1 protein-coding gene is annotated in these 349 nt (G+C 67.6%); it reads left to right on the top strand.

Going from position 1 to position 349, the window contains the following annotated elements:
- A partial coding sequence (locus tag IU459_RS37740) for a transposase family protein (protein WP_195134336.1) occupies positions 1-349 on the top strand: 349 nt, incomplete at both ends.

Raw genomic sequence — 349 nt, 5'->3', positions numbered from 1 at the left:
GTCCTGCTTCCGCATCTCGCCGACCTGAACATCGAGCAGGTCACCCGCCGCGGAATGGCTTTATGGATCCATGCCGACATCACTGCGCAGGGCGCGTCGTGTCCGGGCTGCACGTGCTGGTCGGTTCGGGTGCACAGTCGCTATCAGCGGTGTCTGTCCGATGCCGCGGTCGGCGGGACAGAGACATTGATCTGCCTGCGGGTGCGCCGGTTCTACTGCGACAACCCGGATTGCGCCCGCGCCACGTTCGCCGAGCAGGTACCCGGCCTGACCACGGCGCATGCCCGACGGACCCCATTGCTACGCAGCATGCTCGAGCGGATCGCGTTGGCGGTGGGTGGCCGCCCCG

It is taken from the genome of Nocardia amamiensis (genome assembly GCF_015477605.1).
GTDB classification, from domain to species: Bacteria; Actinomycetota; Actinomycetes; order Mycobacteriales; family Mycobacteriaceae; genus Nocardia; species Nocardia amamiensis_A.
The sequence above is the reverse complement of the archived record's forward strand: the minus strand, read 5'-3'. Positions and strand labels throughout refer to the sequence as shown.